Annotated in this window: 25 protein-coding genes and 1 other RNA gene; 22 read left to right on the top strand and 4 right to left on the bottom strand. The window is 53.0% G+C overall.

Features of this window, described 5'->3' with window-relative positions; translation table 11 throughout:
• The first annotated feature begins 197 nt into the window (after positions 1–197).
• On the top strand, positions 198–1661 hold the full coding sequence (locus tag N7326_RS02495; RefSeq protein WP_259289296.1) for a hypothetical protein: 1464 nt from the start codon (positions 198–200) through the stop codon (positions 1659–1661).
• A gap of 172 nt (positions 1662–1833) precedes the next feature.
• Here N7326_RS02495 and N7326_RS02490 read toward each other — a convergent pair whose 3' ends face one another.
• Complete coding sequence (locus N7326_RS02490; RefSeq protein ID WP_259158160.1) at positions 1834–3453, bottom strand: hypothetical protein; 1620 nt, start codon at positions 3451–3453, stop codon at positions 1834–1836.
• Between the two features lie 332 nt (positions 3454–3785).
• Between N7326_RS02490 and N7326_RS02485 the strand changes: the two genes are divergently transcribed.
• From N7326_RS02485 to N7326_RS02465, 5 genes are all read left to right on the top strand, one after another.
• On the top strand, positions 3786–5267 hold the full coding sequence (locus N7326_RS02485) for a methylmalonyl-CoA carboxytransferase subunit 5S (RefSeq protein WP_259077132.1): 1482 nt from the start codon (positions 3786–3788) through the stop codon (positions 5265–5267).
• A 15-nt stretch (positions 5268–5282) separates the two neighbouring features.
• Complete coding sequence (locus N7326_RS02480) at positions 5283–6839, top strand: acyl-CoA carboxylase subunit beta (RefSeq protein ID WP_259077131.1); 1557 nt, start codon at positions 5283–5285, stop codon at positions 6837–6839.
• Positions 6840–6863: 24 nt separating this feature from the next.
• Entirely contained in the window at positions 6864–7127 is a 264-nt protein-coding gene (locus N7326_RS02475; protein ID WP_259077130.1) for a hypothetical protein, read from the top strand.
• A gap of 20 nt (positions 7128–7147) precedes the next feature.
• Entirely contained in the window at positions 7148–7510 is a 363-nt protein-coding gene (locus tag N7326_RS02470) for a biotin/lipoyl-containing protein (protein ID WP_259077129.1), read from the top strand.
• A gap of 130 nt (positions 7511–7640) precedes the next feature.
• Positions 7641–8765 carry a S1 family peptidase gene (locus N7326_RS02465; RefSeq protein WP_263088102.1) on the top strand — a complete coding sequence of 375 codons (1125 nt, stop codon included), beginning with the start codon at positions 7641–7643 and terminating at the stop codon, positions 8763–8765.
• Positions 8766–8817: 52 nt separating this feature from the next.
• Here N7326_RS02465 and N7326_RS02460 read toward each other — a convergent pair whose 3' ends face one another.
• Entirely contained in the window at positions 8818–9645 is an 828-nt protein-coding gene (locus tag N7326_RS02460; RefSeq protein ID WP_259158161.1) for an inositol monophosphatase family protein, read from the bottom strand.
• Positions 9646–9692: 47 nt separating this feature from the next.
• Here N7326_RS02460 and prfB point away from each other — a divergent pair, with 47 nt between their 5' ends.
• The 12 genes from prfB (at position 9693) to N7326_RS02400 (ending at position 18739) form a co-directional block, all read left to right on the top strand.
• Entirely contained in the window at positions 9693–10787 is a 1095-nt protein-coding gene (prfB, locus tag N7326_RS02455) for a peptide chain release factor 2 (RefSeq protein WP_259077126.1), read from the top strand.
• Positions 10788–10845: 58 nt separating this feature from the next.
• Positions 10846–11535 (top strand): cell division ATP-binding protein FtsE, encoded by a 690-nt coding sequence (ftsE, locus tag N7326_RS02450; RefSeq protein ID WP_259077125.1) that lies wholly within the window; start codon positions 10846–10848, stop codon positions 11533–11535.
• Positions 11536–11544: 9 nt separating this feature from the next.
• Positions 11545–12441 (top strand): permease-like cell division protein FtsX, encoded by an 897-nt coding sequence (gene ftsX, locus N7326_RS02445; RefSeq protein WP_259077124.1) that lies wholly within the window; start codon positions 11545–11547, stop codon positions 12439–12441.
• 29 nt (positions 12442–12470) lie between these two features.
• The gene (gene smpB, locus N7326_RS02440) at positions 12471–12965 is read left to right on the top strand and encodes an SsrA-binding protein SmpB (protein WP_259158163.1); all 495 of its coding nucleotides are present in this window, start codon (positions 12471–12473) and stop codon (positions 12963–12965) included.
• Positions 12966–13047: 82 nt separating this feature from the next.
• Positions 13048–13438, top strand: a transfer-messenger RNA (tmRNA) gene (gene ssrA / locus N7326_RS02435).
• Positions 13439–13617: 179 nt separating this feature from the next.
• On the top strand, positions 13618–14901 hold the full coding sequence (locus tag N7326_RS02430) for a tyrosine-type recombinase/integrase (protein WP_263088101.1): 1284 nt from the start codon (positions 13618–13620) through the stop codon (positions 14899–14901).
• Positions 14891–15406, top strand: coding sequence for a hypothetical protein (locus N7326_RS02425; RefSeq protein ID WP_259289293.1), 516 nt, complete (start codon positions 14891–14893; stop codon positions 15404–15406). Before N7326_RS02430 ends, N7326_RS02425 begins: the two co-directional genes overlap by 11 nt.
• 135 nt (positions 15407–15541) lie before the next feature.
• Positions 15542–15748, top strand: a complete 207-nt coding sequence (locus tag N7326_RS02420; RefSeq protein ID WP_259289292.1) for an excisionase family DNA-binding protein — start codon at positions 15542–15544, stop codon at positions 15746–15748.
• Complete coding sequence (locus N7326_RS02415) at positions 15748–16077, top strand: hypothetical protein (RefSeq protein WP_259289291.1); 330 nt, start codon at positions 15748–15750, stop codon at positions 16075–16077. Before N7326_RS02420 ends, N7326_RS02415 begins: the two co-directional genes overlap by 1 nt.
• Positions 16078–16080: 3 nt before the next feature.
• Complete coding sequence (locus N7326_RS02410; RefSeq protein ID WP_259289290.1) at positions 16081–16344, top strand: hypothetical protein; 264 nt, start codon at positions 16081–16083, stop codon at positions 16342–16344.
• A 3-nt stretch (positions 16345–16347) separates the two neighbouring features.
• Entirely contained in the window at positions 16348–17220 is an 873-nt protein-coding gene (locus tag N7326_RS02405) for a bifunctional DNA primase/polymerase (RefSeq protein ID WP_263088100.1), read from the top strand.
• Position 17221: 1 nt separating this feature from the next.
• Positions 17222–18739, top strand: a complete 1518-nt coding sequence (locus N7326_RS02400; protein WP_263088099.1) for a DNA primase family protein — start codon at positions 17222–17224, stop codon at positions 18737–18739.
• Positions 18740–19332: 593 nt separating this feature from the next.
• Here N7326_RS02400 and N7326_RS02395 read toward each other — a convergent pair.
• A complete protein-coding gene (locus N7326_RS02395) occupies positions 19333–19758 on the bottom strand; it encodes a hypothetical protein (protein WP_259289288.1) in 426 nt (141 codons plus the stop codon).
• Positions 19755–19973 (bottom strand): hypothetical protein, encoded by a 219-nt coding sequence (locus N7326_RS02390; RefSeq protein ID WP_259077116.1) that lies wholly within the window; start codon positions 19971–19973, stop codon positions 19755–19757. The genes N7326_RS02395 and N7326_RS02390 overlap by 4 nt, the downstream gene beginning before the upstream one ends.
• A gap of 783 nt (positions 19974–20756) precedes the next feature.
• On the opposite strand from N7326_RS02390, the gene N7326_RS02385 reads away from it, so the two are divergent.
• From N7326_RS02385 to N7326_RS02370, 4 genes are all read left to right on the top strand, one after another.
• Positions 20757–21794, top strand: a complete 1038-nt coding sequence (locus tag N7326_RS02385) for a siderophore ABC transporter substrate-binding protein (RefSeq protein ID WP_263088098.1) — start codon at positions 20757–20759, stop codon at positions 21792–21794.
• 82 nt (positions 21795–21876) lie between these two features.
• Positions 21877–22842, top strand: a complete 966-nt coding sequence (locus N7326_RS02380) for an ABC transporter permease (RefSeq protein ID WP_259077114.1) — start codon at positions 21877–21879, stop codon at positions 22840–22842.
• Positions 22832–23803, top strand: a complete 972-nt coding sequence (locus tag N7326_RS02375; RefSeq protein WP_259077113.1) for an iron chelate uptake ABC transporter family permease subunit — start codon at positions 22832–22834, stop codon at positions 23801–23803. The genes N7326_RS02380 and N7326_RS02375 overlap by 11 nt, the downstream gene beginning before the upstream one ends.
• Complete coding sequence (locus N7326_RS02370; protein WP_259077112.1) at positions 23800–24555, top strand: iron ABC transporter ATP-binding protein; 756 nt, start codon at positions 23800–23802, stop codon at positions 24553–24555. Before N7326_RS02375 ends, N7326_RS02370 begins: the two co-directional genes overlap by 4 nt.
• Positions 24556–25245 lie beyond the last annotated feature (690 nt).

The raw sequence follows: 25245 nt of genomic DNA, 5'->3' as shown, positions 1-25245 counted from the left end.
TAGCTTCAACAAATCTCATCGTAATCGACAGCGGCAACCTTGAAAATCTTGGTAAGTGCTGGATCCAGCAAAGCTAGTTAGGGTTACCTTAGCAAAATCGGACATATGTGTGTATCTTGTAGTAATGCACCCTTTCTTAAGGGTGTGCTCTCGCGAAAAAAATGAACGTCGTGGGATCATGCAACGAAAGGACATTCATGAAGAAAGCGGTGCTTAATAGCATCTTAAGTCTCGCGGTTGTGAGCTCTCTGGCAGCTGGCACGATAAGTCAACCTGCCCTGGCTCAGCCCCTCGACTACACGGTAGCCCAGGCTCGGGGTGGGTCCACGATTCCGAATGAGTTTCTCATTGAGCCCAAGTCGGATTCGGCGTCTTATACTGCTGCTTTTGAGCTATACGACCAAATTTACAAAGCTCGCTCGTACTACTCCGAAGGTGCTCAGGCATTTTGGCTGCGTGAGGCGCCGAATGAGTGGGCTGGAAGATTCTATGCCAGGAACCAAACTTTGATCGCTCAGGCGGCACGCGAGATGATAATCCTGCAGGCGGAGGATTTCCAGGGAGCCCGCGATCTGGATGTGAGCTCGATCGGCGTAGATCCAGTAGTTGAGGCCTCAGCTGCTGAGATCATTGATCGAGCAATGGTACATTTCACCGAATTGAAAGCAACCTCCGATCGACAGCTGGATATCCAAAACCGTTTGGATAATCTAGGCCAGGCCAAGTCAGGCTTGAATAATTACAAGGGTGACGAGAAGTTCATCTTCCGCATTCCGAGTGCTGCAGTGGTTAATTGGGGCGTGCCGCAAAAGTACTTAGATTCAGGTCGAAGCCCGTTTACTCCCAGTGATTTTGCTGGTATCACGGTGACACAGGTCGCCTACTCGGCGACTGATCAGGCTCAGCAAGTCTCCCAAGAAGCGCTCGAAGCCGATGCCCTAACAAATGCAACCCCTCAGGGGCCCACGGCCACAGAGGTCGCGGCACCGCTGCAGAAGGCTCTTAATGATGTGGTCGACGGCGTGCTGGGATACAGCGGAAAGGTTCTCTTTGACGAGTGGATCAAGCTTGCCAAGATTGCTGATGATGCGGCTCGTCTCTTAGCGGAGGTTAATTCGCTAGAAAGGGCCAATAATGTGGCGGGCATCGAGGCCCAGACCGAGAGAGTTCGGCAATTAGAGTCCACGTTCATCCAGGCGTCGCAGGCTATTGACAAAGAACGGCAAGATCTCCTCACGGACCTTGCTTCAGCACTTGAGGCCGTGCGTACCCTTGATGATGCTGATTTAACTCAACAAGCTGAGGAACTGAAGGCGGACTTCGATAAGGCGAATAACTTTGCGATTAGTCCTGAGCTAAAGAAACGACTGAAGGAACTTCAATCTGAAATAGCCAAGCGATCAGGGATTAACCAAGATGATCAAGAGGCCCCCACTGATCAACCAACCCCACCTGCAGAGCAGACCCCAGAGAATCCAGCACCCCCCGCTGATCCGGGACAGCAGCCAGAACAGGATCCAGAAGCGTCTTCGCTGGGCGCGGGAGCAATTGCTGGGATCGTATTGGCGGTCGTTGCTGTTGTAGGCGGAATCATGGCGGCGCTATCTCATATGCTCCCGCAGTTAGGTGCGCTAGCTCAGACTTTAGGAATTCGCATCTAGGACATTTCTAGCATTCTATCTTGGGTGAAATGCCAAGAGGAGGCGAAGGCAACTACCGTAGCTCAATCGATGGTTGCCCTCGCCTCCCTTTTATTGGGGAAGTAGTTACCCCCAAGGCCTCACTTGTTTTGTTTATGTGGGCTTGTGGCGTGGTTATTCCCCCCCCCGTTATCTACCCCATCTTTCCCAATGAGAGGGCGATGCCGCGTAAGTACACGGGATTTTCCTCGGCAAGGATATCAATTTGTTCGATGGTGGATTGGGTAACGTTCTCATCGAGGGGCACTCGGATGGTTGCGAGTGAATAGCGGCCATTGTCATTGGCAGATTCTCGATTGCGCAACGCTGGATCCTCAGGATCAAGGGCGATAGCGTGGAGTGATCCATCAGCGAGGTGCAGGTTGAGATTCACCGTGGTGGGTTCGGTATACGAACCTGTTGGGGCAAGCGTGATAGCGAGGCTTCGAGCACCGCTTACTTTAGTTTGAGTGCTAGCTTTCGTCAGGCGGCTAACTCCAGTGAGGATATCTACCACTCCTTTATCAGCCATGGGGCACAGATCGTCCGGCTTGATAGGATTCATCGGATCCCCGATATGACAGGGGGTACTATCGCCACTAAATTCCGTGTGGTTGATAAAAGCTGCGGGCTCGGGGCTTAGAGCAAGCCACGTGATGGGAGTGTCCGCAACAGTTTCTGGTAACGGGGCTGAAGCGCTAAGAGGCAGGCTCGTGGGTTTACCGCGCAAGGTGGCATCGAAGAAGTCGATACTCATGGTGCTGAGGATTTCTTCGTGGGTGGGGGCATCTGCACAATTTGTGAGGTCACAGGCAGTGCGATCATCCATCTCAGCGGCAGCTGCGGTGCGGTTAATGAGCATATGGCCAAGTCCCGGGGCGTGAGCTGCTAGCGCAGGGGAGGTGCGGGGAGTATCGAGGTAGTGACCGAGCCAAAGGTTTGCTGACTTTCCCACATCTTGGTCCATATCGCCGCTCAGTGCGAGGTAGGGGATATCGCGGGGAGCTGGGTTAAGGGCTTCGAGATCATAGGTATCGTATGCGGGGGCATAGGCGAAAACCGATTTCAGAGATCTTCCACCCACCACGGTGGCAGCTGAATCTACGAGGCTTCCGGACCTTGAGTGAGCAAAAAAACCTACCGTAGACATATCGATTTTGTCGGTGAGATCTATACCGAATGTTTGGGTCTTTCCAGAATTATCTTCCCTAACTGCAGCGAGTAGCGCGCCCACGCTTCCTTCCCACATTGTGTTTTGGTCATAAGGTTCGGTGACATCGTAGCCGGAGAAGATGGCTCCGAGATCAGGAATGAGGGTGGCGTAGCCCTGTGAAGCATAGGCCTCACCAAGGTAGGTCATGCCGCGGTCAAATCTATGTTCATCCTCGCCTTGAGGGCAGGGAAACGCAAACGTGGATTCGCCGCAGTTAGGAGCCCGGAGGTGGCTGATAATAACCAAAGGAGCGGGCTCGGAGGTGGACGTCGGGGTCACTAGCACGCCTCGAATAGGTGCACTGTAACTTCCGACGGTGGTATTGCCGAGATCAACGTCGGAGATCGTGGCGTTAGTGGTGGAAGACTGTTGCACTTTGAGCGGAGCCCGTGGCCGGTCTGGGGCTGCGTGCGGTCCGTCTGGATCTGCGGTGTCCATGGTACTAGAGGCGATGGACGAGGGGTCGGTTGATGGTTCAGGGGGAGTGGTAGAGGCGCACCCTGAAAGGACGAGGCTAAGGGAGGCGCCAAGCGCTGCGAGTGGATATGTCGAGAGTTTCATAGTGCTCTATTTTAGGTTGACTGTTGTCGCTTTGATGATAGGCCTCAAGAGAATTGGCGTGATGTGGTACAAAAGTGCACCTAAACGCTGTTCAGTAACTGTGTGCTAGGACATAATTCACTGCGAGATTAGCCACAAATATACCCGTTTTGCTTATTTGAAACCCGTTACCAAAAGGTGAGAATACCTGCCTAGACGTGCCTATATAAGAAAAAGTTATCTCCAATAAGAAGATTCAGCACACTCAAACGGACAAAAGTGGGCATGAACTCACCGTTATTTCTGCCCAACTCGACTGCAAAAAACCTGCATATACCCTAGATTCTTTAAGTATGAGTCCAAGAAAAATTGGAGTGACTGAAGTAGCACTCCGCGACGCGCATCAGAGTTTATTCGCAACGCGCATGGCCCTCGAAGACATGGTCGATGCCTGCGCCGATATTGATCAGGCAGGATTCTGGTCAGTTGAATGTTGGGGTGGTGCAACATTCGACGCCTGCATCCGCTTCCTCAATGAGGATCCGTGGAAGCGACTGCGCACCTTCCGCGAGCTCATGCCCAATTCTCGCCTGCAGATGCTACTGCGTGGCCAGAACCTCCTCGGCTATCGTCACTACGAAGATATGGTGGTCGATAAATTCGTCGAAAAGTCCAAGGAAAACGGCATGGATGTTTTCCGCGTTTTCGACGCCCTCAATGATCCTCGCAACCTCGAGCGCGCCATGAAGGCCGTGAAAAAGGTCGGTGGGCATGCTCAGGGTACGATTTGCTATACCGTATCCCCGCTGCACACCGTCGAGGGCTATATCGAGCAAGCCGGTCGACTGCTGGATATGGGTGCCGATTCAATCGCGCTCAAGGATATGGCTGCGCTACTCAAGCCGCAACCAGCCTATGAAATCATTCGCGGCATCAAGGATAGGTACGGCGATGATACTCAGATCAACGTGCACTGCCACTCGACTACCGGCGTGACCCTTGTAACTTTGATGAAGGCCATTGAGGCTGGAGCAGATGTTGTTGACACCGCCATCTCCTCTCTCTCCCTGGGCCCTGGCCACAACCCCACCGAATCCCTCGTTGAAATGCTCGAAGGATCCGATTTCGAGACTGACCTCGACATGGATCGTCTAATCAATATCCGCGACCACTTCAAGAAGATTCGTCCGAAGTATAAGGAATTCGAGTCAAAGACTCTCGTCGATACCAATATCTTCCTCTCTCAAATCCCAGGCGGCATGCTGTCCAATATGGAATCTCAGCTCAATGCCCAGGGTGCCGGCGATCGCATCGACGAAGTGATGGCCGAAGTACCTCGCGTGCGCGAGGATGCTGGCTTCCCACCACTGGTGACCCCATCCTCTCAGATCGTGGGTACCCAGGCGGTCTTCAACGTACTCATGGGTCGGTATAAGGTCATGACCGCTGAGTTCGCAGACCTCATGCTTGGCTACTACGGTGAGTGCATTGGGGAGCGCAATCCCGAACTCATCGCTCAAGCGGAAAAGCAAACCAAAAAAGAAGCTATTACCTGCCGGCCAGCTGATCTACTCGAGCCAGAGTGGGATGAACTGCGCAGCCAGGCCGAAACGCTCGAAGGCTTCGACGGCACCGATGAGGACGTTCTCACCAATGCCCTCTTCCCAGGTGTTGCACCAGGATTCTTCAAATCTCGACCAGAAGGTCCAAAGAATGTGGGCAAGGATCCAAGTAAGTTGAAGAAGCGCGAGAACGAGCCTGTTCTGGAACCAATCACCTACCGAGTCACCATGGGCGGTCGCACAGAGACCGTTCGCGTTGAGCCAGCCGAATAAAAGGGAGAAAAAGACATGGCTGAATTAAAAACAATGGCCCAGCGCCTCGAAGAGCTCGCCGCTGAGCGGGAGCGCATCACCTTAGGTGGCGGCGCCGATAAACAAGACAAACAGCGCGCAAAGGGCAAGATGACTGCCCGTGAGCGTATCGATGCCCTGGTAGATAACGGCACCTTCCGTGAAACCGGAATGTTCTCAAAGCACCGTACAACTCACTTCGGAATGGATAAGGCAGTGGCACCCGCCGATGGTGTGGTCACTGGTTCCGCCGCAGTGCTGGGACGTCCGTTGCATATCGCTTCCCAGGACTTTACTGTTATGGGTGGTTCGGCCGGCGAAACCCAGTCGAATAAGGTGGCTGCAATGATGCAGGCATCGGCTACAACCGGCACACCATTCGTATTCATCAACGATTCCGGCGGAGCGCGTGTTCAAGAAGGCATCGATTCTCTCTCAGGTTACGGAAAGGTCTTCTACAACAACGTCCTGCTGTCCGGACTCGTGCCGCAGATCTCCATTATTGCAGGCCCGTGTGCTGGTGGTGCAGCTTATTCACCAGCACTTACGGACTTCATCATTCAGACGCGCCAGGCCAATATGTTCATTACTGGCCCAGGAGTTATCAAGTCCGTAACCGGCGAAGACGTGACCGCTGATCAGCTGGGTGGCGCCGATGCGCATATGGCAAAGGCTGGAAATATCCACTTTGTCGCTGACAACGATGAGCAAGCAATTCTCATCGCACAGAAGCTACTGAGCTTCTTGCCGCAAAATAACACCGAGGAACCACCTGTAGTGGACCCAGACGTGATCGTGGAACCAGATCCAGAGCTTCGCGATATCGTACCAGTTGACGGAAAGCGCAGCTACGATATCCGCGACGTGATCACCCGCATTGTTGACCATGCTGACTTCCTTGAGGTACAGGCCGGCTTTGCCCAGTCTATCGTCGTAGGTTTTGCGCGCATCGTTGGGCGTACCGTCGGAATTGTTGCCAACCAGCCGAATGTGATGTCCGGTGTCCTCGATATCAATTCCTCCGATAAGGGCGCGCAGTTTATCCGCTTCTGCAACGCTTTTAATATTCCGCTGTTGACATTGGTTGACGTTCCAGGCTTCATGCCTGGTGTCGCCCAGGAGCATGGTGGCATTATTCGCCACGGCGCTAAAATGCTCTACGCCTATTCATCAGCTTCGGTGCCGAAGATTACCGTTGAGCTTCGCAAGTCCTATGGTGGAGCTCACCTTGCCATGTGCTCGAAGGATCTCGGTGCTGACTGCGTCTTCGCATGGCCTACTGCAGAAATTGCCGTGATGGGAGCCGAAGGTGCGGTTAATGTGGTCTTCCGCAAGGAAATCGCTGAGGCCGATGACCCTGATGCAAAGCGCGAGGAGCTCATCACCCTCTACCGTGAAACCTTTGCAACACCATTTATGGCAGCTTCCCGCGGCCTCGTCGATGACATCATCGATCCTGCCGAAACACGGATGCAGATCGCGCACGCCTTAGAGGTCCTTGCCAATAAGCGTGTCGATCGTCCAACCAAGAAGCACGGCCTGATGCCGGTTTAATGCCGGCTGAGAAGGATTGTGAAAATGAGCGAGATGAATAGTCAAGAGTTGGCTAGCTTAGTTCAAGAGCTAACCAAGCGCCTCGACGTCGCCGAGGCCGAAATTGCTGAGCTGCGTAAGCGTTCCGATATCGCTATCCCCGAGGACGTCATCACCGCTATCGCGGCTGCTGTCAGCGCATTCTTAGGTAATAAGGGACGCATCAAAGCGGTCCGCTACTCCCGTCACCGGACCTGGGCTGCTCAAGGGCGTCAGGCCGTGCAACAGCACATGCCAGGGCCCAAATAAGGCTCTAGGAAGAGGAAAAAATGAAATTGAATGTGACCGTCAATGGCATTACTTATGCCGTTGAAGTCGAAGTTGAAGAAGAGAAGCGCACCCTGAGCCCCATCGTATTTGGTGGCTCCCAAGCTACGGCACACAACGAGCCGTCCAATGCTTCTGTTCAGGGTGTCTCCGCTAATGCCGTGGTGGCCCCTCTTGCCGGTAGCGTTTTCAAGGTTCTGGTTGAACCAGGCGACGAGATCGAGCAAGGGCAAGTTTTGCTCATCCTTGAGGCGATGAAGATGGAGACAGAGATCACCGCTCCGAATGCTGGCGTGGTCGGCGCTGTGCGCGTAGAAGTCGGAGATTCAGTCCAAGGTGGACAGCCGCTGGTCGAAATCAACTAGTCACCCCTGTTGAGGTAGTTGATACGAAAGTTAGGGAAGTTTCGTGGCATGATAGAAAATGCCGCGAAGCTTCCCTACTTCTTTAGCTTCACCTGTATCCATACCGCCCCGAAAAGAGATCTTTGTCACTATGCGCGCTTTCCGTTTCGTTCTAGCCTCGGCCCTAGCCCTGGGAATCCAGGGAGGCCTCACTGCCCCCGCTGGAGCTGCTGTGATCCCCACAGCTTCGGAGACCCTGCGGCAGGTGCAATCCGACTTAAAGGTTCACGGTCTTGAACTCCCTCCCATTGACCCTGTTATCGTTGCCGATATCGATCGCGCGGTGGACAATCTCAATAGGGAACTTAAACAGGCGGAATACGCGGCTCAAGATTTTCAAGCGGCGATGGATTCTCTCGGTAAGGGCATTCCCAAAAATTTGAATCCGCAAGCCCAACCGCAACCAGATTTTAAGCTAGGGGATGAGACCCTAAAACGCACGGGGGATGAGTTTCGCCCCATAGTCGATGGCCCTAATTACCATTGGCGCTCCGATCCTCTCTCAATGTTCCTGGCTTTAAAACCTCACCCAGTGCTCAACCGCATTAATAATTCATGGTTCGACCAGCCAGCAACACCCTTGGCTTCCTTATTTACAGAGCGCGAGGGCTTTTCCCTCTACGGGCCCTCCACTCCGGTATATATTGGCGAGAGTCAAATGTGCACGATTACCGCCAGTGGGGTCGATGAGAAGGGCCACCAGGTGGCGTTGACCGCAGGCCACTGTGGCAAGGTAGGTGACCAGGTAGTTAATGCCGACTCGTGGCGCGTAGGACGATCTGGGACCGTGGTGGCCCATGGTTCGAAGGGATTGGATTATTCAGTCATTGAGCTCGGCTCAAACGCCAAAATTACTCGTTCCTATAATGGCGTTACTGCCCAGCGTCTGGGCGGGCAACCTGGGCACTACGAGATGGTGTGTAAATCAGGTGTGGCAACCGGCACCACGTGCGGACGGGTATGGGTTTCTGATAGTAGAACCTCGATGAGTCAGGTATGTGCCACCGTAGGTGACTCTGGCGCCCCGGTGATCGCCGGCGGTGCTGTCGTGGGCTTGGTCTCCGGCGGAGTAGTTCCGCAATACCAACTCTCTTGCCACACCCCCATCCAAGGTCCATTCTTCCAGCCCACAATTACTACCAATATGGACGCGGTTCTCAATGACCTCAATGTCCGAGGCGGGGTCGGCCGAGGCTTCACACTACCTAATGCCTAGGTTAAAAAGGGAGCACATATTCTATGTGCTCCCTTTTTCTTATCAGCTATTATCAATCGCTCAATAACGCCTGAGCAGCTGCAACTGCCTCGCTATGCCCGGCGATCGACCATAGTACTCCACCTGCGTCGACGGTGACTCCAGTGCCACCGACTCCGTGGATCAAGGCAAGTCCAGGTAACCAATCCCATTCGTGCACGCTATGCTGCATCCACAACCCCAGGCCCCCCTCGGCGACAGTAGCAAGGTCGATTGAGGCTGCCCCGAGGATTCGTATAGTGGCTACCTCGGTTGCAACTTTCAACCATCTATCTCGCACCGCGTCATCTGCGAGATAGGTGGGGTGGATATAAGTTCCTAAACTGAGCTCGGGGAGCGGGTGAGGCCCAAGAGGAGATAATTCTTGTCCATCGCGTTTGGTCGGAATATCTTTACCGCCAATCCAGGTATATCCCATAGCGGGGCGATGAACCGCTCCGAAGTGGAGTCGATCGCCCTCCTTAAGGGCCAAGGCGGAGCAGAAATAATCACTATTGGAGGTGAAATTATAGGTACCATCAACAGGATCAATCACCCATGTTTTCCCGCTCGTCGATACGCGATTGCTCCCTTCCTCGCCGAGGATACCGTCGTCGGGACGCAAAATGCTCAGAGCGCCCGCGATAAAATCTTCAGCTGCGCGATCGGCTTGGGTGACCACATCGGTGATATTGCTTTTATATCCAATGCTTAGGCCCGTTTCTCGGATACGCCACGCGAGTCGCCCGGCGTTATAAACCAAGGCTTGAGCCAGAGTGGGATCGCTATCGGTGTCGTGACTCAAGCAAAAGGTTTTGGTGATGGCGGGAATCATCTCGGCCATATTCTTGTGATCCGTCATAAGTCCCATTGTGCCTTGTTTTGCTAGGCGCGTTAAACTATCTGCTTATGCACCCTGATATTGTCTCTCAACTGGCTCAGCTCGAGACCACCCTAACGACGATCGAAAAAGTGATGGATCTCGACGAGATGGCGGCTAGGGTGCGCGAACTGGAGCAGCAGGCCTCCGACCCGAGCTTGTGGGATGACGCGGAGGTGGCACAGCGGGTCACGTCCTCGCTATCGCATGTGCAAAGTCAGCTTAAAAAAATAGAATCTTTGCGCACTCGCCTCGAGGAATTCCCGGTGATGTATGAACTCATGGAAGAAGAGGGTGAGGATCTAGGAGCGCTCCAAGCAGATCTCGACTCGCTCGGTGAAGAAATAGCTTCGCTTGAGGTGAAGACCATGCTATCGGGGGAATATGACAAGCGCGAGGCACTGATCAATATCCGCTCGGGAGCCGGTGGTGTTGATGCTGCGGACTGGGCCGAGATGTTGATGCGTATGTATATCCGGTGGGCTGAAAAGAAGGATCATCGCGTGGATATATACGATATATCCTATGCCGAAGAAGCCGGTATCAAATCGGCGACTTTCGTCATCCACGGGGAGTATATGTATGGAACGCTCTCGGTCGAGCAAGGAGCACATCGTTTGGTGCGGATTTCCCCTTTCGATAATCAGGCCCGCCGCCAAACTTCTTTCGCCGAGGTAGAAGTTCTTCCCGTGGTGGAGACCACGGACCATATTGACATTCCTGACGCTGAGGTACGCGTGGATGTTTATCGCTCTTCAGGGCCTGGTGGGCAGTCCGTGAATACCACCGATTCTGCGGTGCGCCTGACCCACATCCCCACTGGCATCGTGGTGACCTGCCAGAATGAGAAATCCCAGATCCAAAATAAAGCCTCAGCTATGCGAGTACTTCAAGCCAAACTACTCGAGCTGAAACGTCAAGAAGAGCGCGATGAAATGAATGCTCTCGGCGCTGGTGGTAACGCCAGTTGGGGAAATCAGATGCGATCTTATGTGCTGCATCCCTATCAAATGGTCAAGGACCTGCGTAATAATTTTGAGGTCAACGACCCCTCGAAAGTTCTCGACGGCGATATTGATAAATTCCTCGAGGAGGGGATTCGGTGGCGAATGGCGGCCGAATAAGAGTCACATCAACCTCACTGGGCTACAAAAATAACAGGCCTTTCGGTAGGCTGAGCATGTGATCACATTCGATAACGTCACCAAATCCTATAAAACGTCCACGAGACCTGCGCTTGATCGGGTATCGGTGCATATCCACAAGGGAGATTTCGTCTTCCTGATCGGCCCCTCGGGATCCGGAAAATCAACCTTTTTAGAATTGATGATCCGCGAAACTAATGTGAGCTCGGGCTCCATCAAAATAGCTGATCTCGAGGTGAATAAGCTCAAGGGATCCCAGATCAACAAACTGCGCCAGAAGATCGGCTATGTCTTTCAAGATTTTAGGTTGCTCAAACAAAAAACCGTCTACGATAATGTCGCATTTGCCCTCGAGGTGATCGGTGCCAAGCCAGCAAAAATTCGCCAACTGGTACCTGAAACCTTGGAAATGGTGGGACTCGCAGCAAAATCGGACAGATTACCCGGAGAATTATCTGGCGGAGAACAACAGCGGGTCGCTATCGCCCGCGCCTTTGTCAACCGGCCCTTGGTCCTCCTTGCCGACGAGCCAACCGGCAACCTCGACCCCGATACGGCAGACGGGATTATGGTACTGCTCAATCAAATCAATCGGATGGGAACCACAGTGGTTATGTCCACCCACAATGCCAAAGCAGTCAACGATATGCGCCGGCGCGTCATCGAATTGCGGCTCGGCACACTAGTACGCGATGACGCCCATGGGGTCTATGGGGAAGCGCAGTAGGAGACGACAATGAAATTTGTACTACGAGAAGCCGTCCGCGGTCTTGGCCGCAATATTACGATGACCTTGGCGCTGATAATCACCACTGCTATTTCGCTAGCACTATTAGCCACAGGCTTTCTAGTAACCAATATGACTGAGCGCACAAAGGAGATTTATCTCGACCGTGTGGAAGTTATGGTGCAGTTCGATGATGAATTATCCGCAACCGATACCACCTGCAGTTCCCCCAACTGCCAGCAGGTACTTAAGAAACTGGAGAAATCCTCGGGGGTTGAGTCGGTGATTTTCCGATCCCGCGAGGAATCCTATAAGCGCTACGTGGAGCTATTTAAGGATTCGGATCCACTCCTTGTTGAGGAAACGAGCCCCGACGCGCTACCCGCAGCACTACATATACGCCTTGTCGATCCCCTTGACACCACTCCCTTGGACCCCGTTCGTGAGCTTCCTCAAGTTGCCGGTGTCATCGATCAGGTCGATGATCTGCGTGGAGCAACCGATAGCCTCGACGCGATTAGAAATGCAACCTTCCTCTTTGCGGGCATCCAAGCTCTCGCAGCCATATTCCTTATTGTAAATATGGTTCAAATCGCCGCCTTCAACCGCAGGGAGGAGATCTCGATTATGCGTATGGTGGGAGCATCGCGCTGGTACACCCAAGCGCCCTTTGTTCTCGAAGCGATCGTGGCCGTTATCTTCGGTGCTGTCCTTTCGGGGCTTGCGCTTATTTTGGGCAAAGTGTGGGTGGTCGATCGCACTTTGGCAGGGCTTTACGATGCCCAACTCATTGCCCGAGTCACGAGCGCCGATATCTGGGCTATTACGCCAATCGTGGGCCTTTTGGGTATCCTTTTTGCGGCCATTACGGCGCAAATTACCTTGCGTTGGTATGTGCGCAGTTAGCACTCATAACACGTTAGAATAGGTGAACTATGGCGAAAAAGAATAAGAAGAAGTCGCAGACCCAGCCCGTTATCGCTACCAATCGCAAGGCGCGGCACGATTACACCATCCTAGATACCTATGAGTGCGGCATTGTGCTCGTTGGTACCGAGGTGAAGTCGTTGCGGGAAGGTAAATGTTCTCTTCTTGATGCTTTTGCCACCATTGACGATGGAGAAGTGTGGCTGCGCAATCTTCACATCCCTGAATATTCTGCGGGTCATTGGACCAACCACACGCCCAGACGCACCCGAAAACTGCTCATGCATCGACGTGAAATAGACTCGTTGATGGGCAAAGTGCGTGATGGTAAGAAAACCCTTATCCCGCTCAGCATGTACTTCAAGGACGGTCGGCTCAAAGTAGAGCTGGGTCTAGCCCAAGGTAAGCAGGCCTACGACAAGCGCCAGGATATTAAGCGGCGCACCGAAGAGCGAGAGATCGTGCGCGATTTGGGCCGCCGAATCAAAGGGATTCAGGGTTAGCTGGCTAGCCTTTAGGGAACGGATCGGTTAACATTGACCCTACCCGCTAGTTATTATGCATCAATCCCAAGTAGCGGGCGACGGGGTCGATTTTGGTTTCGACTGCGTTCATTACGTCAGGGGAAGCGTGCCGGTGCAGGCTAGAGACCACCGTAAGCGTCGTAGCAACTTGATAAGCGCCGAGAATTCTCAGCGTGACTACGCCCTCGCTGCCTAATTAGAATAGCCAGCGACCTGCGTGTCTGTCGGACTGGAATCGTCTCCGTTCCAGACCCCGGCATCGACTAGAGAGACTTGCTTATTCCCTTGGTTACAAGGGGTGAATAAGGACTTTCACTTGTAACTGCGGCTCATCATCCGGAATTGTTCGTCACAGCCGGAGAGTCAGAGAAAAGATCCTCGCGCGAACTGCGCACGGAGAAGCCCTGATACGGTGACGTAGGACCCGGGTTCGATTCCCGGCGGCTCCACTGATAGCAAAATCCCTGGTAAGTATTTACCGGGGGTTTTGTTGTATCCGGGCTGGTTAAAGGCATGATACTATGTTGCCATAAGCGGCATTGAGTGGCAAGGAAACGACTTGTTTACGCAACAGTTACGCAACAGATACGCAACGCTTGCCGCATGGATTACCCAGTGAAGAAGGGCAGACATGGCAGGTACCCGGCGCGCGCGTAGTGATTGGGGCACGGTGCGCAAAACCCGCAACCGGTTTACCGCTCAATACACGGGGGCAGACGGCAAACGACATACCCCCGGCCGTTCATTCCCCACTCGTACAGACGCCCGGGGCTGGTTAGCTGCAGAGCGTAGGCTCATCGAACTAGGGACATGGACACCACCAGAGCAACGCGCGGCGAAAGAGGCGGCGGCATCTGAAACAGTTGGGCAGTGGCTAGATAAGTTCCACGACTCACTAGAACAGGGCGCAACAGCCCGGCGCGCCACGACTATGCAGAATTACCGACGGGTGGTGCGAGTGCGCATAACCCGTCCGTGTGATGCTGGTGCCACAGATGCGGATGTGTGTTCTTTGAGAGGGATAAGGCTGGCAGAGCTTACCAAGAAGGACGTGTACCGCTGGTGGGATGGTGTGCAACGGTGCTACCCAGATGCGCACACGATTAACCAGCAAGCCTATAAGCAGTTAAAGGCGGCGTGTGCTGAGGCTGTAAGGCGTGAGCTGTTGGACGCCAACCCGGTGGATATTCCAGAGGCAGGGAAGAAGATTAAGCCCAATGAAAAGTACTTGCCGCAAGACTGGGAGATTAACGCGATTATCGACAACATGCCCGCGCGTTATCGCGTCCTTGCATCTTTAATGTTGCACCACGGGTTGCGCATTGGTGAGGCGCTAGCGGTTGAACTCGATAGTGTGAAGGTCATAGCCCAGCCCGGTGGTGCCTTGCCTAGGGTAGTGGTGGCAGTCAAGCAGAATGCCGGGCGTCTTGCAGACGGCGGCAATACTCACATGGTTGTGCAACCACCTAAGACGCAAGCCGGGTTCAGAGAGGTGCCTATCTTGGCTACTGATGTGCCACTGTTTGTAGAGCACCTGGAGAAGTATGCACCTACCCAGCCCACGCTATTGGTGGAGGGTAAGGGCACCCGCAAAGCGCGGCTACTGACCACTACTACCACGGGTGCCATGGTCATGGACACCAGTTTTAGAAGTATCTTGAAACGTGCTGTGGAACGCGCCGGGGCTAGTCCAGAGATTAAGCCCCATAACGGGCGCAACTGGTTGATTACCCGGCTGGCAGAACAGGGCGCGCACTTGAAAGAGATTGGCAAGCTGTTGGGGCAAGAAGATGTGTCCGTCATCTTGGGTGTGTATATGAAAGTCAGAGCCGGGCGCACTGATTCACTCATGGATAAAGTTAGTGCCACGATAGGAGAAATGAATACTAATGGAGGAGCGAGCAGTGAACGATGAACGGATTGAGACGGTAGAAATTTTAGTTAAAGAGCCAGATGACACCCCTCTGGTGCGCTTCGTGTTAGCAGCATCAGGGGAAGAATGTGTGCAACTCATAGGGATTGATCCAAGTGTTAGCCCTCGCCATTGGTTAGCCCAAGATGAAGAAGGGCGGTATATCAATCGAGCACTGTGCTGGGTCCCCGGCAGTGACGTTCCCCACCCCCCATATGGGCACATCTGGGGGGAATGCTGGATGCACCCCGATGATGCTAGATATCCCCGTGATGTCGGAAAATACGGAGAGGGAATGCTTGGATACGAAGGTCTGGAAAAGCTAAAGCGGTCATCTCCCCTGAGGGATGGAGACTACCTGTGTGATTTTAATTTAGGCTGTCACGACTCGTTCAAGGTTCGGGTCTCTAAGCTGGCTCCCGTGCTGGTGAAATTGCGGCGCGCCGGGATTACCGAGATAGATTCCAGGACCTTGCGTCAAGCTTGTGAGCGCGCAGCAATGTGCTAGAGTATGCGCTTAGCGGCCGCATGGTGCTGTGGTAAGCGGTTATTACCATCAACTGTGTAATGCAGATAAAGGCCGGTAGACCTGCGAGTTGCGTCCGGGGATAGTTTGTCATAGCTATCTCAAAGGAGACGCAACTTGTTTGAAAAAATACCCGCTATAGCAGCGGTTTTCATCACGCTCAAAGAGGCATCAGCCCGCGTGAACATAGCAGAACGCACACTGCGTAAATACATCGCTGAGGGTAAGCTACGTGCCTACCGCAACGGGCGCATGATACGCCTCAAACCCGCTGATGTAGATGCCCTACTCATCCCTACCGACTCATGGGGGGATGCAGCCTAATGGTCACAACGAACGCAGACCGCTTAATCTACATCCGTGAGCTGGTGCGCATATACACAGACGTTAGTTACTTTGGTGACACCACCGAAAACCAGGAGTCCCTATCTACCGTCCTAGGGGAGCTGCAAGACGCGGTGGAAACTCAACTGCTAGACGCAGGGCTAATGGAGATGCACCCCGCCCCGGTTGAAGTAAACGGCACCCGCCCTTTACTGCCCACAGGCAGGGATACCTACACAACTGGCATGCCCGTGTATTCCACAACAAACACCGGAGGGCTAAGACTCAACAACCCAGCGCGCCTTACAAGCATTCAAGGGGGTGAATAAACAATGGCAAGCCAAGCACCAATACTGGTACAACGGGACACCCTCGCACTGACTTTCAACCGGGGAGATAAGCGCGAAATAACCGCAACTATCGCAGTCAAGCACTACTCGCTCAACGCCTTCCCAGGTGATGAAGTGCTAGAAATTGAGTTGGTTAAGCACGGGTCCACCACCAAGACTGTTGGCGCAATGGTCGACAGAGATCAACTGGTGAAGTTGGCCCACTGGCTACTGCACGACCACAACCACCAACAGGGTGGTGCATAGACAATGAGCAACAAGAAAACCCCCACAGTAGGGACATACGCGGGGGCCATAAAAAGCTACCCTAATACTACCATGTTCGGGCAGGTGGAACGCTCACAATGGCCGAAAGTAGGCGCACTCCGGTGGGCACGCGCCGGGCTGGAAGTAGGCCCACTAGATGGTAAACGCCCCCTAACGCAAGCTGTGCCCAATGGGTTCAAAAGTTTCACCAGTGACCCAAAGAAAGTAGCTAACTGGTGGACTGCCCACCCAACCGCCAACATTGGGGCACGTCCCCCAGCTGATGTAATCGTTATCGACATTGACGTTAAAAACGGCGGCATACAGTACTGGAAAGACTTATGCGCCGGTAGACATGTGCCGGAAACACTAACCATCTCTACCGGCTCCGGTGGCTGGCACCTTTGGTTCACCCTGCCTTACCTCAGAGACTTACGCGGCCAACTAGGTGCCACAACATCAGGCATCGACCTTAAAACCCACGCCGGTTATCTGGTCATGCCACCCAGCGTTCACCCCACCACCGGCGGGATGTACCACATCCACCACTGGCACCCACTAACAGCACTGCCAGAACTGCCCACCTGGCTAAGACCCCACGTATTCAAACCGCTAAAACCATCCCACACCAGCCCGGCGCGCCGGGGCGTGTACAAGGGCGATAAATCACATAAGGGGCTTGTAGATGTGGTTACTAAGGCTGTTGAAGGTAACCGCAACAAGGCGCTGTATTGGGCAGCTCGCAAGGCACTAGAAGATGGGCACAGTATCGAAGATGAGCTAATCAACGCCGCAATGGGTGTTGGACTCTCAGAGCTGGAGGCGCGGCGCACAGTTACCAGCGCACAAAGGGCAGTAGCTAAGGAGGTGGCCTAATATGAACGCACAAAGCAGACCCGCCCCAACTGATATGCAACTCATTGCACGCAGGGAAATAGAGGCTAAACCCGGGGCGCTTGAAGTCCCATCACCTAGTGAGCCATATCGCGTAGCCAAGTGCTTAAATAGAGAGTTGTACACAGCAAACGGCCTTCCTACACTTGCCTATTGGCGCGGTGATTTTTGGCGACACGAAGGCACACACTGGGAGCTAAGAAGTGTCCTTGGTCGTAACCCGCATATAAAACTCAAGAACGACCTATACAGAGTGTTAGACGCCGCTGTATATGAAAAACACCAGGGCGATGGTAAAGCCACCCTTGTGGACTGGAAACCAACGTCATCTAAGCTAAATAACACCATCGATGCCCTTATGTCGCTGGTGGATTACGTGGTACCCGATAACGCCACCCCGCCCATGCTGGCAGGGGATACAGGAGAACTACCAGGCAAACCGGGGGAGTTCGTAGCAATGGAAAATGGGCTATTCCACATCCCCACAGGGAAGATGCACCCGCATACCCCACGTCTGTTCAACACCTATTGCCTGCCCTACGCATACGACCCCAATGCCAGTACCCCGGTGTGGTCACAGTTCCTTGCAGAGACCTTTGCCCATGACCCCAATGCGGAAAAATGCCTACAGGAATTTGCCGGGTATATCATTTCAGGCCGCACCGACATGCACAAAGCACTACTAATGGTAGGGCCTCGAAGGGCGGGCAAGGGCACCATCCAGCGAGTACTTACACAACTGGTAGGGAAGAACAATACAGTTGCCCCCACGCTCAATTCATTGGGCGGTGATTTTGGTGCCTGGTCACTCATTGGCAAGCCCTTAGTCGTTATTGGAGACGCCAGGGAAGCCAAACCAGGAAACAACCAGGTAATGACAGAAAGGCTGTTGGGCATCATTGGGGAAGACTCAATAACCGTAGACCGCAAGGGTATTAGCCCCTGGAGTGGGAAACTATCCAACCGGTTCGTTATCGCCTCCAATGAGCTACCGCGCTTTGTAGACGCATCCGGGGCTATTGTGTCCCGCTTTATGATGTTCGAACTACAACGCAGCGTGGAGGGCAATGAGGACACTCACCTAGGGGCAAAGCTTTCCAAGGAGATGCCCGGCATCTTTAACTGGGCACTGGAGGGGTTGAAACGACTGGAGGAGGCAGGCCGGTTTACAGTGCCTACCACGATGGCGGAAATGACTAACCACATGCATGATGCCGCCTCCACAGCACACCAATTCATTGAAGACTGTTTGGAGGTGACGGGAAACGAAAACGACAGAGTCCGAACACCAGAGGTCTACAAAATGTGGACAAGGTGGCACCAGGAGAATGGCTATAGGAATACGCCTAACCAAGCCACGATGTGCAGGAATTTGCGCGCGGCTAGTGGACAACGGATTAATGACCGTCTACGAGATTTGCCAGACAGCACCAAGAAGGAGCGCAAAAGGGCAAGGTTTGTTCTTGGAATCAAGTTAAGGCCTGTAGATTTTTACTACTAACCTTAAAGGAACAATGTTCCAGTGTTCCACCAGGTTAAAGAGTATCTTTTAACTGTTCCTCATCTGTTCCTCATCTGTTCCAAGAAGAAAGGATCACAACTTGGAACAGTTCCGGAACACGTTAAAAACATACCACTACCAGGCGGAACGGTGGAACAGTGTTCTTTACGGTCAGACGTAAAAAACATTTAGACGTGAGTCTCTAAAAACCCCAGACCCGTACACACACCCAGCAGCATCGCCCACTGTGGTGCCAGGAAGGTGGGGGAGGGGGTGCCCCCCACCCTCTGCGTTGAAGCCCCCGGAAGGCATAGAGTCCCCCAGACTGTACGGGTTACAGAAAAAGCACTATTACCCAGAGAGGTGGCCTTAGCTCACAGTGCCCGCGCACCAGTATTTGGGGGTTGGGGGTGGGCACCAATGCACATTGCTCTGCGTAGCCGTGGGGAAGGTGTGCAAGAGGTTTTTAGGGTTCAAAAATCCCCAGGGGCGCAGTGGTGTCGTCTAACGCTGGGGCAAGAACACCCCGCCACCGGTGATTGCGTTAGGGGCGGGGTGTGTTTTGCCTGTTCAATTTCGCGATTTGAGGCGTTTTATTGCACTGGTTGGGGTGGTAGTGTCTTCATTTGCTTTAACAGTGTTTTAACGGGGTATTGTGACTGCCCGATCATCTCAGCAGCAACCCCGGCCATGGTTAGGCAGTCTGGGCATGGTTGTAGCGCGGTTTCGTGGTAACCCAGCTCAATTAACTGGTGGTAGCGCATGAGGCGGCCTACGGTTATGCCTTTACGTTCGACAATGAAATACCCTCCGGTGCGCAGTCGGAGAGTTTTCCCGGGGAGCGGACAGGCCGCTACAGGGTTGAACTGGGTGCAGTAGCTTCCTGCTTGAACATCTGGCAGTGACAAGTGCCAGACTCCAGCACTTGTGTCTGGGTAAAGGGTGTGGACGTGCACGCGGTTCCATGTTCCGGTGTAGTGGTCTGGCTGGTCTGGTCTTGGTAGGGGTACGGTGCTCATGCTGTGACCTTTAGGAGGTGTTGGGCAGCAATGCAGGCGGGGCACGGTAGCTTTTCTTGGTGCCCAGCTATCACGCATCCATTGCCTTGGTTCCAGGTGCGACCACATAGGGCGTGCACTGTTCCGTTGGGTTCGATGTGGTGTATCTTGTGTTTGAGGTTGGGGCGCTTGGTAGTGCGCTGCAGGGTTGTTGTGTCCCTTGGTTGGGTGGTCATTGGGCGGCCTTCCTGTGAGGTGTTTACCGCGAGTTACGCAACAGTTACGCAACACCAGCGGATGGAGTTTCTGATTTTGTGCATTTAACCTGGTGTTTAGTGGTGAGGGAGTTCAGTTCCCGGCGGCTCCACCGGAGAAAAACCCAGTTACCTTGAGTAGCTGGGTTTTTTGCTTTTTAGCTGCGGTTATGGTCTCTTAGGGATTGTCCCAATCCGTCCCGATTCGTCCCAAAAATGGCCCTAAAATGGCTCTAAAATGGTCTTGGTGTCCCTCCATTAAAACAGCCGACTATTTTTCACATCAACCATGGCGCGAGCGCGGCGACTGGGTAACGATACACAAAACTTGGTATATACCCACTACCCAATATGCGGGGGAGGCAGTGTGGAACTAAATTGCTGACACCGTTACCCCCCGCCCAAATACAAGAGGTTGGTTAGCAAGAGGTGGGGAAGGCATACGCAACGAGTGAATGCGGACACCACCGTCGAACCGCACCAATCATGATGGCTTTTGAGGTGGAGGGGTGCCTGGAGCGCCCTGCAGCTTATCTGCTGGTCGAGGCGGTAGGACGAAAGATACGGGGGATAGAAAAAGGGGGCAAGGTGACTCGCGTGCGTACTTGCGGCAGATCCCGGCGGTACGAGACAGCGAACTAGTACCTGTTTAACATAGGACTGCCTTTGTTTGATAGGTAAGGATTTCCTAAAGTTTTGAAACTAAGCCAAACTTTAGTTAAACTCCTTTTGGCATACTTTCGCATGATTCTTAGGAGCTTTTTTATGGCTATACATTTCCGCAAAGCAGCTGTGGCTGCGGCAGTATCAGCATCAATGTTGGTAGCGTCATGCTCATCAGCTGACGATGCCTCAGATGGTGCTGGTTCCGCTACCTCCGGAGTTGCCTCAGTTGCTCAGGGCGCCAACGAACAAGCTATGGGCACTCTCACCATCGAGGACAACAACGGCGAGCACACCCTGAGCCTGCCCTTCAAGCGGGTAGCAGTGACGGACAACCGCTCCTTTGAAATCCTTGACAACTGGGGCGTTCCCATCGTGGCCGCACCCCTAGGGCTCATTCCTAAACCGCTTCAAGGGAAGATTAATAAAGACACCGTTGAAGCCGACTTGAAGGTACACCGGGAGCCGGACCTAGAGGCCTTTGTGGTCGCAAGCCCTGATGTGGTCATCAACGGCCAGCGCTTCCAGCAGCATCAGGAAGCTATGCAGGGTCTAGTAGGGGATGTTCCGATTCTTGATTTCGAGCCTCGGGACGGCAAACCCTTCGATGAAGAACTCATTCGCCAAACCCTCGCGCTGGGGACTCTCTTCGGACACGAAGACGATGCCGCCAAGCTGGTTGATGACTTCAAAGCAGCCCTCAAGCGCGCAAAGGATGCTTATGACCCTGCCATGACCGTTATGGCTGCTAACACCTCCGGTGGAGAGATTGGCTATATAGCACCCGGTAAAGGCCGCTACTTCGGGCCAGTATTCGAGTGGTTAGGCCTAACCCCTGCGCTTCAGGTGGAAAATGCGACCGACGACCACCAGGGCGATGACATTTCTGTTGAAGCCATCGCGGAATCTAACCCCGATTGGATCTTCGTCATGGACCGTGACGCGGTGGTGGGTGCTGATGAGGGTGTTGCTCACGGCGAGAAGCTCATCCTTGAAAATGCCGCACTAAACAACGTAAAAGCTGTGAAGAACGGCCATATAGTAGTTGCCCCTGAGGATACCTACTACAACGAAAATATCATTACTTATACGGAGACTCTCAACGCTATTGCAGACGCTCTTGAAGCTGCACAGAAGTAAGTCACCTTTATAAGCTGCTAAGGCCGGATATGCCCACGTTGGCAGTTCCGGCCTTATTTTTATCCAACGGGATTTGAAGATAATGGATACAATAACCCGCCCCAAGCTTTTTGATATGAAGCTGCTTATTGGCCTAGTGGTCGTATTAGCTCTTTTGGTTCTCTCTCTTAGTACGGGGCAGTACGACATCTTAGGCAATGACGATGGTCGAGAAATGTTTATGACCACCCGCGTGCCTCGAACCGTAGCCCTAGTTCTCTCCGGAGCGGCAATGGCCATGGGGGGACTGGTCATGCAGCTTCTCACTCAAAATCGCTTTGTAGAACCTACCACCACTGGGACCACCGAATGGGCGGGGCTGGGGTTGTTGACTACATTCGCTTTCTTCCCCAATGCCAACGTTCTCACCCGCATGATGGTAGCGGTACTCTTTGCCTTTGTAGGCACCATGATTTTCTTTGCCTTTTTGCGCAAGGTGCAGCTGCGCTCCAGCCTCATCGTTCCCATTATTGGCATCATGCTGGGGGCGGTGGTGTCTGCGGTTTCTAGCTTCTTCGCCCTAACCATGCAGATGCTGCAGCAGCTTGGCATTTGGTTCATGGGATCTTTTACCTCAGTTTATAGTGGCCAGTATGAGGTTTTGTGGGTTGTCTTATTCGTGCTCATCGGAGTTTTCTACTACGCGGACCGGCTCACAGTGGTGGGGCTTGGTCAAGACGTCGCTACAAATGTGGGGATAGATTACAACCGCTTACTCCTGATCGGTACGGGCCTGATCGCGGTAGCCACCGGCGTAGTGACAGTAGTTGTAGGAGCCCTCCCTTTTATCGGGCTGATCGTCCCCAACGTTGTATCCCTCATCCGAGGTGACGATTTGCGTTCCAACTTGCCCTGGGTGTGCCTTCTGGGAATTGGCATTGTCACGCTCTGTGACCTGGTGGGTCGGACAATCATTGCGCCATTCGAAATGCCCGTTGCTGTCATCCTCGGACTGGTGGGCGCGGTTGTCTTTGTCATCTTGATCGTGAGGTCGACCCGTGCCAACTAAGCGATACTTAGTCGTCCTTATAATCGTGTGGGCATTGGCTTTATCGAGCGCCTTTGGTCTATTGGCCTACAACAACCCCATGCCCTTTGGCTCGGAGAAGTTTTGGCTCATTGCTAACCGACGTCTTGAGTCCGTTATTGCTATGGCCATAGTTGCAGTGTGTCAGGCTATGGCTACGGTGTCCTTCCAGACGGTGACCAATAACCGAATTCTCACCCCCTCAATAATGGGGTTCGAATCTCTTTACGTAACTATTCACACGGCGACTATTTTCTTCTTAGGCTCAGCCGGGCTCAACCAAGCTCGGACTATGTCTAATTTCCTCTTGCAAATGGCTGTGATGGTAGCACTGTGTTTACTGCTTTATAGCTGGCTATTGACCCGGAGTACCCACAATATGCACGCCATGCTCTTAGTTGGTGTGGTTATCGGAGGCGGCCTTGGTTCCCTCTCCGCCTTCATGCAGCGCATGTTAACTCCCAGTGAATTCGATGTTCTCACCGCGCGCCTCTTCGGTTCGGTTAGTAATGCTGAGACGGAATTTTACCCGGTGGCCATTCCTTTGGTCGTTGTAGCTACGGGAATGCTCTTTTTCAACGCGCGTCGCTTGAACGTCATATCCTTAGGCCCGGATATGGCCCGAAACTTAGGGGTAAATCATAAGGCAAACGCTATCTACACTCTAGTTCTGGTAGCAATTCTGATGGCGTGTACAACCGCATTGGTGGGGCCAATGACTTTCCTCGGTTTCCTGGTAGCAACGTTGGCGTATCAGGCCACAGATACCTATGATCATCGGCTCATCTATCCTATGGCCATTGGTATCAGCTTCCTAGTTTTGACCAGTGCTTATTTTATTTTGCGCCATATTTTCAATGCCCAGGGGGTAGTTTCCATCATCATCGAGTTGGTGGGTGGCTCCGTTTTCCTATTAGTAATCCTAAGAAGAGGTCGGCTGTGATTGAGCTAAAAGATGTTGTCAAAAGCTACGCGGGGGAAACCACTATTGGCCCCATCACCGCTAAAATTCCAGCGCACGGGATAACCGCCCTTATCGGCCCCAATGGAGCGGGAAAGTCCACGATCATGACAATGATCGGCAGGCTCTTAGACTGCGATGCTGGCCAGATCACCGTCGGTGGTTGTGACGTCCACACCACTAAGTCGAAAGATTTGGCGAAAATCCTTTCTGTCCTGCGTCAAGAAAACCACTTTGTCACCAAACTCACGGTGCGCCAACTAGTGGGCTTTGGGCGCTTTCCTTACTCCCAAGGTCGGCTAAACTCTGACGACGAAAAGATAATCACAAAATATATCGAGTTTTTTCACCTCAAGGATCTTCAAAATCGGTACCTGGATCAACTATCAGGCGGCCAGCGCCAGCGGGCCTATGTGGCAATGGTTTTGGCGCAGGAGACAGAGTATGTTCTGCTGGATGAACCCTTGAATAACCTGGATATTGCTCACTCTGTCGATATGATGCGCCACTTACACCGGGCTGCTAAATCTTTAGGGAGGACCATTATCGTTGTCCTGCATGATATAAACTTTGCCGCCCGCTACGCGGACTATGTGGTGGCCTGTAAGAGCGGAAAAATTGTTGCGTTTGGGTCAGTCGACGAGGTCATTAACAGTGATATTCTCAGTTCCATTTTCAATACTCAAGTTACTGTTATAGATGGGCCAGACGGGCGCTTGGCCTGTTATCACTAGACCACGAGTTCGAGGCATACGTGATTCCTGAACCACCCCGACATAAGGCTGGTGAGGATAGTAATGAAGAGCCGGACTAACTGAGGTAGATCTTGTATGTTCATTCTTAGCGTCAGATCAGGTAGGAGACAAGGGTGTTTACCGGCACGAGCCGCCTGGTGTTGAATAAGTTGAACCTCGAAGCCGGAGAGGATCAGGTTTGCAACGGTCGATGAAGGAGAAGGTAAAAGGGGAGCCTCGGAGTGGTCAATGTGTGGGTTCAATAGTCTATAGTCCCTCTAAAAAACCAGGCCAATTAGTCCCCGTCGATGCGGTGGTATTCAATTTCCCAAAAGGGGCAAAAGGCCTGTACGAAATCGATTTATTACGGTGACAGACGACCAGATTTGCACCATAGTGCATCGTGTTCTAAAGTATCCACAGTCAGCGCGAGAGCCTAACTGAAGGAGCTTAGCGTAGATGCAAATAACTTTGACTCTGTCGATTTGACAAAATCGGAGGAAGTTATTAAGTTTAAGCGAGTCGCTTCAGCCAGTGGTTCCAATATCTCTTGGTGAGCGTACGTGTGTTGTTTGAGAACTCAATAGTGTGCCAATTGTTTTTTTGTTTTTTTGATTGCAGTTGGGTTGTGTTGGTGAATGGTGTGGTGTTTTTGGTGGCCGGTGAGTGTGGCTTGCTTGGTTTTTGACC

It is taken from the genome of Corynebacterium sp. ES2794-CONJ1, from assembly GCF_025660615.1.
Lineage (GTDB): Bacteria > Actinomycetota > Actinomycetes > Mycobacteriales > Mycobacteriaceae > Corynebacterium.
Note: the sequence above shows the minus strand (reverse complement) of the source record. Positions and strands in the feature narration are given on the sequence as shown.

Coding starts and splice junctions, on each gene's coding strand:
- N7326_RS02395 (WP_259289288.1), bottom strand. CDS start 19,758: ATGAGCACCGTACCCCTACCAAGACCAGACCAGCCAGACCACTACACC.
- N7326_RS02380 (WP_259077114.1), top strand. CDS start 21,877: ATGGATACAATAACCCGCCCCAAGCTTTTTGATATGAAGCTGCTTATT.
- N7326_RS02490 (WP_259158160.1), bottom strand. CDS start 3,453: ATGAAACTCTCGACATATCCACTCGCAGCGCTTGGCGCCTCCCTTAGC.
- N7326_RS02390 (WP_259077116.1), bottom strand. CDS start 19,973: ATGACCACCCAACCAAGGGACACAACAACCCTGCAGCGCACTACCAAG.
- N7326_RS02495 (WP_259289296.1), top strand. CDS start 198: ATGAAGAAAGCGGTGCTTAATAGCATCTTAAGTCTCGCGGTTGTGAGC.
- prfB (WP_259077126.1), top strand. CDS start 9,693: ATGCACCCTGATATTGTCTCTCAACTGGCTCAGCTCGAGACCACCCTA.
- N7326_RS02385 (WP_263088098.1), top strand. CDS start 20,757: ATGGCTATACATTTCCGCAAAGCAGCTGTGGCTGCGGCAGTATCAGCA.
- N7326_RS02470 (WP_259077129.1), top strand. CDS start 7,148: ATGAAATTGAATGTGACCGTCAATGGCATTACTTATGCCGTTGAAGTC.
- N7326_RS02405 (WP_263088100.1), top strand. CDS start 16,348: ATGAGCAACAAGAAAACCCCCACAGTAGGGACATACGCGGGGGCCATA.
- N7326_RS02485 (WP_259077132.1), top strand. CDS start 3,786: ATGAGTCCAAGAAAAATTGGAGTGACTGAAGTAGCACTCCGCGACGCG.
- N7326_RS02460 (WP_259158161.1), bottom strand. CDS start 9,645: ATGACGGATCACAAGAATATGGCCGAGATGATTCCCGCCATCACCAAA.
- N7326_RS02400 (WP_263088099.1), top strand. CDS start 17,222: ATGAACGCACAAAGCAGACCCGCCCCAACTGATATGCAACTCATTGCA.
- ftsX (WP_259077124.1), top strand. CDS start 11,545: ATGAAATTTGTACTACGAGAAGCCGTCCGCGGTCTTGGCCGCAATATT.
- N7326_RS02430 (WP_263088101.1), top strand. CDS start 13,618: ATGGCAGGTACCCGGCGCGCGCGTAGTGATTGGGGCACGGTGCGCAAA.
- N7326_RS02475 (WP_259077130.1), top strand. CDS start 6,864: ATGAGCGAGATGAATAGTCAAGAGTTGGCTAGCTTAGTTCAAGAGCTA.
- N7326_RS02480 (WP_259077131.1), top strand. CDS start 5,283: ATGGCTGAATTAAAAACAATGGCCCAGCGCCTCGAAGAGCTCGCCGCT.
- N7326_RS02410 (WP_259289290.1), top strand. CDS start 16,081: ATGGCAAGCCAAGCACCAATACTGGTACAACGGGACACCCTCGCACTG.
- smpB (WP_259158163.1), top strand. CDS start 12,471: ATGGCGAAAAAGAATAAGAAGAAGTCGCAGACCCAGCCCGTTATCGCT.
- N7326_RS02415 (WP_259289291.1), top strand. CDS start 15,748: ATGGTCACAACGAACGCAGACCGCTTAATCTACATCCGTGAGCTGGTG.
- N7326_RS02465 (WP_263088102.1), top strand. CDS start 7,641: ATGCGCGCTTTCCGTTTCGTTCTAGCCTCGGCCCTAGCCCTGGGAATC.